The sequence below is a fragment of the Pontibacter sp. HJ8 genome, assembly GCF_054824225.1.
On record NZ_JSYF01000377.1, the window covers coordinates 1 to 11,394 of the forward strand.

Annotated in this window: 4 protein-coding genes; 2 read left to right on the top strand and 2 right to left on the bottom strand. The window is 51.3% G+C overall.

Going from position 1 to position 11,394, the window contains the following annotated elements; translation table 11 throughout:
- Positions 1–2,362 (top strand): WD40/YVTN/BNR-like repeat-containing protein (locus OB13_RS15820; protein ID WP_461491146.1); only part of this gene is annotated, 2,362 nt, incomplete at its 5' end.
- Positions 2,363–2,450: 88 nt separating this feature from the next.
- On the opposite strand, the gene dnaK is transcribed toward OB13_RS15820, so the two are convergent.
- Positions 2,451–4,388 (bottom strand): molecular chaperone DnaK, encoded by a 1,938-nt coding sequence (gene dnaK, locus OB13_RS15825; RefSeq protein ID WP_461491147.1) that lies wholly within the window; start codon positions 4,386–4,388, stop codon positions 2,451–2,453.
- Between the two features lie 298 nt (positions 4,389–4,686).
- Positions 4,687–7,293 carry a S8/S53 family peptidase gene (locus OB13_RS15830; RefSeq protein WP_461491148.1) on the bottom strand — a complete coding sequence of 869 codons (2,607 nt, stop codon included), beginning with the start codon at positions 7,291–7,293 and terminating at the stop codon, positions 4,687–4,689.
- 741 nt (positions 7,294–8,034) lie between these two features.
- Between OB13_RS15830 and OB13_RS15835 the strand changes: the two genes are divergently transcribed.
- The gene (locus tag OB13_RS15835) at positions 8,035–11,220 is read left to right on the top strand and encodes a VPS10 domain-containing protein (RefSeq protein WP_461491149.1); all 3,186 of its coding nucleotides are present in this window, start codon (positions 8,035–8,037) and stop codon (positions 11,218–11,220) included.
- The last annotated feature ends 174 nt before the right edge of the window (positions 11,221–11,394 follow it).

The window sequence follows — 11,394 nt, forward strand, 5'->3', positions numbered from 1 at the left end:
CAACAAAGACCGTGGCGTGTACAAAACCACGGATGGTGGTAAGACCTGGAAGAAGACACTCTATATAGACGATAACACCGGTGCCATTGATCTGCAGGTGGACCCGAAGAACCCGAACAACGTGTTCGCGGCCATGTGGCACCGGGAACGCCGCGCCTGGGATTTTGTAGAGAGTGGCAAAACATCCGGCATACACAAGTCTACCGATGGCGGCAATACCTGGACCGATATCAGTACGGCCGCCTATAACTTCCCGGATACGGAAGGGGTGGGGCGTATCGGGCTCAGCATGTATCCGGGTGACCCCAATATCATGTATGCCTTGGTGGATAATTTTGATCCCCGCCCGCAAGACACGAAATCACAGAACAAAAGTGCCCTCAGTAAGGAAACTCTCTCTGCTATGTCAGAGGATAATTTTCTGAAGTTGAAAGACGAGGAGATCAATCAGTATTTGGATGAGAATCAGTTTCCGCGGGAATATGCAGCAAAAAATGTGAAGGAGATGGTGAAGAGCGGCAAGATCAAGCCGGCTGCCCTGGCTGATTATCTGAATGATCCCACAAATGAGCCACTGCCTGATGTGATTGGTGCAGAGGTATACCGCACGGATAATGGGGGCAAGAGCTGGAAGAAAACACATAGTGGCTACATAGATGGGCTATACTCGACGATTGGGTACTATTTAGGTGTGATCCGGGTATCTCCGACAAATCCGGATAAGATCTATACGCTGGGCGTGCCTTTATTTACATCGGATGATGCTGGTAAAACCTTCAAAACGATAGGTGGGGCCAACGTGCATTCTGACCACCAGGCATTGTGGATAAACCCCAACAAGCCAGAACACCTGATAGAAGGAAATGATGGCGGACTCAATATCTCCTATGATGCGGGTGAAAACTGGTTAAAAGTGAATGTGCCTTCCGTTGCACAATTTTATGCCATAGAAGTGGACATGGCCAAGCCGTACAATGTGTATGGTGGTTTGCAGGACAACGGCACCTGGTATGGCCCGAGCAACTATGCCTATAGCAATGCCTGGACAGGCACAGGCTTATACCCTTACCAACGACTGGGCGGCGGTGACGGCATGATGGTGCAGGTTGACTGGCGGGATAACAATACGGTCTACTATGGATCACAATTTGGAAATTATACGCGTGTCAATAAGCAGACCGGGGAGCGTACACCTATAAAGCCAAGCCACAAACTGGGAGAGACTCCGTTACGTTTTAACTGGGAAAGCCCGATCCACCTGAGCCGCCACAACCAGGATATCCTCTACTTTGGCTCCAACAAGTTCCACCGCTCCCTGAAAAAAGGAGATGAGATGGAAGCCTTGTCTGGTGACCTGACAAACGGAGGGCAAAAAGGGAATGTAAGCTATGGTACGCTGACGTGTATTAACGAGTCGCCTCTGCGCTTTGGTCTGCTCTACACCGGCTCTGACGACGGTGCCATCCATGTATCCCGAGACGGGGGGTATAACTGGGAGAACATCTCCAAAAAACTGCCTCAGAACATGTGGGTATCCACGGTGGTGGCTTCTAATCACAAAGAGAACCGCGTCTATACCTCGCTGAACGGATACCGCTGGGATGACTTCACGCCCTATCTGTATGTGTCGGAAGACAACGGCAAGAAATGGGAACGCCTGGGAAGCGGCCTGCCACAAGAAGCCATTAATGTGATGAAAGAAGATCCGAAAAACCCGGACCTGCTCTACGTCGGCACCGACCATGGTCTCTATATTTCGCTGGACCGTGGCAAAAGCTTCATGCAGATGCGCAACGGTATGCCGGCTGTAGCAGTGCACGATTTAACAGTTCATCCGCGGGACAATGACCTGGTCGTAGGTACACATGGTCGGGGTATTTATATTGCCAATGTGGAACATCTGCAACAGCTAACTCCAGCCCTGTTAACGGAGAAACTGCATCTATTTGCTTTTGAGCCTGTCCAGTATAATCCGGCGTGGGGACAAGAGCGCAATTCATGGCGTGGAGGATCCAAAGCCGAAATAAGCATCCCTTTCTACTCAGCAGAGCCTAGCAATACGATTGTCCGAATCAAAACAGCGAAAGGTGTGGTTGTAAAGGAGATGCAGGAGAAGAGCGGGCGTGGTCTCAACTACATCACTTATAACCTATCAGTAGACGAAGCCAGCGTAAAAGCCTATGAGGCAGAACTAACCAGTTCAAAAGAAGGCAGTGTGGGAACTGTAAAAGTAGAGCCTGCAGAGAATAAGGTTGTCTACCTGCGGCCTGGTAAATACACGGTAGAGGTGCAAAACGGCACCGGTGCCGTACAAAGCCAGGAGTTGTCAATCAAAGCTCCTCAGGTTAGAACAAGGGGGTAGCATATAAAGCCGTATACCTTACCGCAGTAAAACAAAAAATCCCCTGCCGAAACTCGACAGGGGATTTTTATTTTGTTTGACTTAAGGCTTATTTCTTGCCGTCTACTTCTTCGTAGTCTACGTCGGTTACACCGCCGTCGTCAGCACCTGCCCCCTGAGGGCCTGCGCCCGGCCCGCCGGCCTGCTGGCCGTTGCCGCCATCAGCGCCCGGAGCACCTTGCGTAGCCGCATACATTTCCTGGGAGGCAGCCTGCCAGGCATTGTTCAGGCTTTCGATGGCTCTGTCTATACCTGCAATGTCCTTGGCACCATGTGCTGTTCTGAGCTCGCCCAGTGCAGCTTCGATGTTCGACTTATTGCCGGCCGACAGCTTGTCGCCATACTCTTTCAGCTGCTTCTCGGTCTGGAAAATCATAGAGTCCGCTGCGTTCAGCTTCTCGATCTCTTCCTTCGCTTTCTTATCAGCTTCGGCGTTGGCTTCCGCTTCCTGGCGCATTTTCTCGATCTCCTGCTCGCTCAGACCAGAAGAAGCCTCGATGCGGATCTTCTGCTCTTTGCCAGTCGCTTTGTCCTTAGCCGTTACGTGCAGGATACCGTTGGCGTCGATGTCAAAGATAACCTCGATCTGCGGAACACCGCGTGGTGCCGGTGGAATGCCGTCCAGGTGGAATCGACCGATGGTGCGGTTATCCTTGGCCATAGGGCGCTCGCCCTGCAGCACGTGAATCTCTACCGAAGGCTGGTTATCCGAAGCGGTCGAGAAGGTCTCAGACTTCTTGGTAGGTATAGTCGTGTTCGACTCGATCAGTTTGGTCATTACACCGCCCATCGTTTCGATACCAAGCGAAAGCGGCGTTACGTCCAGCAGAAGCACATCTTTTACTTCACCTGTCAGCACACCACCCTGAATCGCAGCACCAATGGCTACCACCTCATCCGGGTTCACACCTTTGGAAGGCTTCTTGCCGAAGAACTTCTCTACTTCTTCTACTACTCTAGGGATACGGGTTGAACCACCTACCAGGATCACTTCGTCGATGTCAGAAGTTGACAAACCGGCATCCTGAAGCGCCTTGCGGCAAGGCTCCATCGAGCGGCGGATCAAATCGTCTGTCAGCTGCTCAAATTTAGCACGGGACAACTTGCGCACCAGGTGTTTCGGCACACCGTCTACCGGCATGATGTAAGGTAGGTTGATCTCTGTTTCGTTGGAAGAAGAAAGCTCGATTTTCGCTTTTTCAGCTGCTTCCTTCAAACGCTGCAGGGCCATTGGGTCCTTGCGCAGGTCGATGCCTTCGTCGTTCTTGAACTCATCGGCCAGCCAGTTGATTATTTTGGAGTCAAAGTCGTCACCACCCAGGTGTGTGTCACCGTTGGTAGAAAGTACTTCAAACACACCGTCACCCAACTCCAGGATAGAGATATCGAAGGTACCACCACCTAAGTCGAATACCGCTATTTTCTGATCTTTGTGTTTTTTGTCAAGGCCGTAAGCAAGGGCTGCTGCTGTCGGCTCGTTGATGATACGCTTCACATCAAGACCTGCAATCTGTCCGGCTTCCTTCGTAGCCTGGCGCTGTGCGTCGTTGAAGTAAGCAGGTACCGTGATCACGGCTTCTGTCACCGTAGTGCCCAGGTAGTCTTCTGCCGTAGCCTTCATTTTCTGAAGTACCATTGCCGAGATTTCCTGTGGGGTATACTGTCTGTCGCCGATCTGTACACGTACCGTATTGTTGCCTCCCTGAATAACTTTATAAGAAACCTGCTTTGATTCTTCACTCACTTCATCGTAGCTGTGGCCCATGAAGCGCTTGATCGAAGCAATGGTGTTCTGAGGGTTTGTGATTGCCTGACGCTTGGCAGGGTCACCTACTTTACGCTCACCGTTACCGCCATCGAGGAATGCAACGATAGACGGTGTTGTTCTGCGGCCTTCGCTGTTTGGTATAACCACTGGCTCGTTACCTTCCATTACGGAAACGCAGGAGTTGGTTGTACCTAAGTCAATACCAATTATCTTTCCCATTCTATAGTTTTATTAGATTAAATCCGAATACAATTTTTATGCTGTTGGTAGCACTCTAACAAGGTATGTGCCAAGGCCAATTCCTCTTCTTTTTTATGTCATTCTGTCACGGATATCCAACTCTATTATAAGATTTGTCTGACTATAACAGAAATAGCAGCACCTGACACGACATATTTGCCAGCAGCACATTTTGTTACTTACTGATGGAGCGAGTGATAATTGCGGTGAGCTGGGTTAAACAAAAAGCCCTTCCATCAGGAGGGGCTTTTTGTTTAGATGAATTTATACTGATAACCTATCGTGCGATCACAAATTTCTCTGTGGATGTTTTGCCATCGGCGCTGATGCGGTAGAGGTACGTGCCACCTGGCAGGTTGCTGCCATCGAATATAAGGCTGTGATTGCCGGAGGGTTGGCTCTCCGCCAGCAGCGTCTGTATCTTTTTACCCATCACATCATACACCTCAACCGTTACATAACCATCTTTTACCACGGCGTAGTTGATGGTTGTTGTTTCATTGAAAGGGTTAGGATAGGAGAAGCTCTTGGACCATAGCGGAGCGGCGGCAGTCAGACTGGATGTGCTTGACGTAGTCAGTGGCTGTGAAACTGCATTCCAGCTAGCGTGCGTGCGGGTAATGATCACAGCGAACTCGGCGCGGGTTACATTCTGCGTCGGCTTAAAGTTGGCGTGCAGCACAGGCTGCAGATCAAACGTGCCCTGCGTAACGGAGTAGAAAGCATTGATCAGGTTTAGGTCCAGCGCCACACTTACATAGCCTTCCAGGCCGGCAGGTATCTGTGCCGCGTCTTCTATTGGGTATGCTTTGCCATTTACGGTTACGGTTGGTGTCTTGCCGGTGCGCTCCAAAGCATACTCCTGCAGGCCCAAGGCCTGTACAAGCGAATAAGCCAGTTGTGCTCTGTTTACGCTTCCGTTCGGATTAAATTTACCTGTACCAGCAGGCAACATAACAGCGTTATAAGCATGGAGGCGATCTCTAAGAGCGGCACCTTTTGCCATCACCGACTCTGCCAGTAGCAATTCAGCTCCGCTTACATCCGTAAAAGAAACAGCACCATTAGTTGGTACAAACTGGCGGACAGCCTGGCCCATCATCAGGTAGTCGGCTAGCTGGATTCTCTTCAGTAACTCATCCGGCTTAAATCCGGTGCTCAGGCCATCAGCCAGGCGGGCACTAACTGCCATTCTGATTGAAGCTTCTGCCGGATGGCCTGCTATGTCATTCAACCCTGTTGCGCCAGCCAGCTGCATAGATGTTAATGAAGCCGTAATTTTTTCAGGTAAAGCAATACCATTCAGGCCATCAATTTTTAAGGTCCAGGTGCCGGCAGCAGGGGCTGCTACTGCCACACTGCGGTCGTGGTAAAGCGAGAAGGCAGCAGGTATACCTGCTCTGTACTGCGTGCCATCCGGAGCAACAAGTATCAGGTTAACCGGGTTGCCTGTTTCACCAGATACGCCACCTGCCATAATTTTAGCTTCGATACCGGTGGTACCTTCCGCTACATAGAATGTTTTGCTGTTATTGGCAGCAATCAGCGGGTTGTAGTCAATTACAAAAGTCTGCTTATTAGAGTTGTTGTTGATGCTGCTATTGAACCTTCTGCTTATGTTCAGGTAGGGACCGAATGCTGTGCTTCGGAAGATGTGGTCTACCGCGGCATAGGCATTTATATAACCGGCACCTACTTCCCAGGACTCGCGGTTAGGCATGTTGGTGGCAGTTTTCTGGATAATAGCTTTTACCTGGGCAGGAGAAAGCGAAGGATTGGCTTCCAGCATCAGGGCAACAATACCAGCTGCATGCGGCGTTGCCATAGAGGTGCCGCTCATGTGCGTATAAAATGGCACGTGCGCCGGGTCAAGCTGCTCGGCATCCATATCAATGGAAAGTGAAGAAACCGGAGCAATAACTCGTGTAGAAACGATGTCAACGCCCGGTGCTACGATGGTTGGTCTGTTTTCGAACGTCCAGGATTCGCCATCTATTGTAAAGGTACCGCCCTCGCCTTTCACACCTCTCGATGAGAAATCAGCCAGTTTGCCATACTTATCGCCTGCGCCAACTGATATTACCCAGGGTGCAATAGCATAGGGGTTGTGCGTGTCGGAACCAGGGCCTTCGTTGCCAGCTGCAAACAAAGAAACAATACCACGGTCATATGCTTTTTTGGAAGCAACGTTTACCGGGTTGTTCGGGTCAAATTTACCAGATGTTCCCCATGAGTTGCTGATCACTCTGATTCCATACTCATACTGGTGGGTAAGCGCATAATCAAAGCCGCCAATAGCATCCAGAATGAATAGGGCGCCTCCGGAACCATAGCCGATCAGGCTGGCACCCGGTGCAGCGCCTTCATACTTGCCGCCAGACTTTGCGCCATTGCCGCCCACGCTACCTGCGCAATGCGTGCCGTGGCCAGAATTGGTGTCGGTGTTAGGCACATTTTCCAGCCAGGTTACAGGCAACATCGCATCTAAGCCATTCAGGTTGGTTGTGCCCATCACGTTCTGAACCAGGTGTGTACCCAGTTTGATATCATCGTGGGTGCCATCTACACCGCTGTCGTTGATCATCACACCAATCCCTTTCCCGGATACCGGAAGCCCCTTGTTCCTGGAGGTCATTTCCTTGTCCAGTCTCAGTCTCTGTACACCGGTGAGGTGCGTGCCATTGTAGTTAAAATAGGAGAGCTTCTTGTTCAGGAAAACAGATCTTACAGCTGCATTATTTGCCAAAGCGTCAACCTGAGCCGCTGTGGCTAACACACCCGCAATCGGCAACGATTGGAATGTAATACCTTGTGTAATCCCCAGGCTCTGTAGCAGGTTGACATGAGCACTGGTTGGTGCGCCATCCCCATGAAATGTTACCACTATCTGAACTGGTGCAATAGCTGATTGTAGCACTTGTTTTAGTTCGGAGTCTACAGTTGCCTGTGCAAATGCACTACTCGCCAGAAAGCAGAGAGCAGCAATTAAAGTAAAAAATCTGTTCATAGGTGAGATGTTTTTTAAAAGTTAGAAATGTTACATAAAGATCAAATAGATAAAGAGGTACGCTTATTTTAATTAACTCATTTCGCTGTATACAGCCATTACCCTATATTTGTTTTAGCTGATTTATGTGCAATAGAATGGTACCCTCTGCCCAGGTATAAATCGGCGATAAATTGTATTAGTATGCTTCTCTGGTTTCGTAAATAACGGGTATAAACTTTATAGAGAAGAAGAAGGTGTTTTGGGAATAGTAAATTGAAGGAATAAGCTATTGTATTGGGTTTGAAATTTACTGATGCGCTTCTGAGTGTATTCAATGAAAAATATATAGCTAACAATATTGCTGCTTTGTAAGAACGTAACATGAAAACACCTATCGTTGCCGGGGAAGCCGAGTCTAGTTTGAAATGTAGGCAATAGGGTTGGCAGAAAAATCAGGTGGTTACCGATAAGGTGTTTGCCATGCTCTTAATAAATATCCTGTGAAGACAGGGCAGCAGAATGCTTTACAACATGCCGGAACGAAAGTGTGGAATAACGACTGCTTGCTTTTCTTCTTAAACTTTCCTAACTCATTGGCCCAAACACCTTAGCCTATCATCTCTTACTCACCTTTATATGAAAAGAATTTTCTACAGAACAGGCACGGCCGCTTGTCTGCTCTTTGCCCTGGCCCTGGCAACGCCGGAAGCCATGGCGCAGAAGCAGAAGCCGCGCAGTGCAAAACAGAAGGAAGCGGCTGCTACGATCGATCCCAAACTTTACAAAGGTTTGACCTGGCGTTCCATTGGTCCTTACCGGGGCGGTCGGTCGGCTACGGTTGCCGGTGTGCCCGGCAAACCAAATCTCTACTATTTCGGATCTGTGGGCGGGGGCGTATGGCGCACGACCGATGGCGGCTCTACCTGGGATAATATCTCGGATAATTTCTTTGGCGGCTCGATCGGGGCTGTCGCTGTGAGCGAGGCCGACCCGAATGTATTGTATGTAGGTGAGGGCGAGAAGACGGTGCGCGGCAATGTTTCGTCCGGGCATGGGGTATGGAAGTCTGTAGACGCCGGCAAGACCTGGCAGCACATCGGTCTGAAAGATTCCAAGCACATTGGCCGCATCCGCATTCATCCGCAGAACCCCGACATTGTGTATGTGGCGGCGATGGGCGACCTGTATAAGTCGCATGAGGAACGCGGCGTATTCAAAAGTACAGACGGCGGCAAAACCTGGAAGAAGACGCTCTTTGCCAACAAGGACGCCGGCGCTGTCGACCTGATCATCGATCCGGGTAACCCGCGCCACCTGTACGCCACCACCTGGAACGTGCGCCGCAACCCGCATAGTTTGTCTTCCGGTGGGCCCGGATCCGGCATCTGGAAAAGCACCGACGGCGGCGATACCTGGAAAGATATATCGAAGAGCGAAGGTCTGCCAAAAGGTACACTAGGTATAATCGGGGTAGCGGTTTCTCCGGTCAACTCCAGCAGGGTGTATGCCATGGTGGAGGCGGAGGAAGGGGGCTTGTTTCGCTCCGACGACAGCGGCCTTACCTGGCGCAAAATGACCGATGACCGCAACTTGCGCCAGCGGGCCTGGTACTATACCCGCGTATATGCCGATTCCAAAGACGAGGATGTGGTCTACGTGCTGAATGTATCCTACCACCGCAGCAAAGACGGCGGCAAAACCTTTACGGCAGGGTATGCCAAACACAGTGATAATCACGACCTTTGGATCGCGCCTGAAAACCCATCGCGTATGATCATTGCCAACGACGGCGGCGCACAGGTGACTTCGGACGGCGGCATGAACTGGAGTACGATGGACAACCAGCCTACCGGCCAGTACTACCGCGTGGTGACCGACAATCATTTCCCGTACCGTATTTATGGAGCGCAGCAGGATAACTCTACGGTGCGTATCTCGCATAGATCAAATGGCGGAAGTATAACCGAAGACGACTGGGAAGAAACGGCCGGCTCCGAAAGTGCGCACCTGGCCGTGAACCCGGAGAACCCGGAGATTGTGTATGGCGGTAATTATGGCGGCTTTTTGTCGCGCGTGGACCACAGCAACGGACAGGAGCGCGTGATCAACGTATGGCCGGATAACCCGATGGGCCACGGTGCCGAAGGTATGAAGTACCGTTTCCAGTGGAACTTCCCGATCATGTTCTCGCCGAACGATCCGAAGAAGCTTTACACGACTTCCAACCACGTGCACGTGACCTACAACGAGGGACAGTCCTGGGAGACCATCAGTCCGGACCTGACCCGCAACGACTCGACTAAACTGGGGCCATCCGGCGGGCCGATCACCAAGGATAACACCAGCGTGGAGTACTACGGTACCATCTTCGCCATCAACGAGTCGCCGGTAGAACCGGGCGTGATCTGGACCGGTTCCGACGACGGGCTGGTGCACGTAACGCGCGACAACGGCAAGACCTGGACGAAAGTACAGCCGAAGGGTATACCCGAGTGGATCCAGATCAACAGCATCGAGGCGCACCCGACACAAAAAGGGGCCGCTTACGTGGCCGCTACCATGTACAAGTCCGGTGATTTCCGGCCCTACCTCTACAAGACGACCAATTATGGCAAAACCTGGGACAAGATTACCAAAGGTATAGCCGAGCATCATTTTACCCGCGTGGTGCGTGCCGATCCGAAGCGTGCCGGCCTGTTGTATGCCGGTACCGAGTATGGCATGTATGTATCCTTCAACGATGGCGAGAACTGGCAGCCCTTCCAGCTGAACCTGCCCATCGTACCGATCACGGACCTCACCATAAAAAATGATAACCTGATCGCAGCCACGCAGGGCCGTAGCTTCTGGATCATCGACGACCTGACGCTGCTGCACCAACTCAACACAGGTATAGCCGCCTCGAAATTCCACCTCTACAAGCCACTGGACAGCTACAAGATGGATGGCGGCAGCAGAGGCCCTTCCAAAATAGCCGGTGAGAACCACCCGGGTGGCGTGATGGTGCATTACTACATGGCCCAAAAGCCAGACTCTTCCACCGTGGTAAAGCTTGAGATTCTGGACCAGAACGGAAAACTGATTCGAAGCTATGCGAGCAATGCCAAGGAGAAAAACGAACAGCTGGCCGTGAAGGAAGGCCTGAACCGCTTTGTGTGGGACATGCGCTACCCGGAGGCCAGCAAGTTTGACGGGCTGATCCTGTGGGGAGGCGGCACCCAGGGGCCGAAAGCTATACCTGGTACCTACAAGGCGAAGCTGACGGTGAACAAGGAGAGCCAGGAAACTGATTTTGCGATCCTCCCTGACCCGCGTACCAAAGCCACGCCGGAAGACCGGGCAGCCCAGTTCACCTTCCTGAGCGAGGTTCGCAACAAGCTGACTGAAACGCACGATGCCATCAAGGATATCCGCACCATGCGGGCGCAGCTCAACACGCTGAAAGGGAATCTGAAAGGGCAGGAGCACTACAAAGACATTGTAGCGTCCGCTACTGCCATTGACAAGAAGATCACGGCCATTGAGGAAGCGCTGTACCAGACCAAAAACCGCAGTGGCCAGGATCCGCTCAACTACCCGATCCGGCTCAACAACAAACTGGCCAACCTGGTAGGGCAGGTGAGTACCGGCGACTTCCGCCCAACCGATCAGGCTTATGCTTTCAAGAAAGAGATCACAAGCCAGATAGACGAGCAACTGAGCTTGTTCAAACAGGTACAAACGCAGGACGTGCCGGCGTTGAACAATCTGGTGAAGGAGAAAGGGGTGGATGCTATCGCAGTGAAGAAAGCCGAAGCAGCACCTGCGACGGGCTCGTTGTAGGTATAGCTTTACTCTTTATAAAACAGAAATGCCTTGTCAGTATTGACAGGGCATTTCTGTTTTATATGATAATAAAATTTTAATAGGCAGTCTCTACCAGCTATGCTTCGAAACTGTTGCTCTTGCTGCTGGCAACCTGGCGTAGTTGTATAGCTTCGCCTGTCCGGCGGGGAC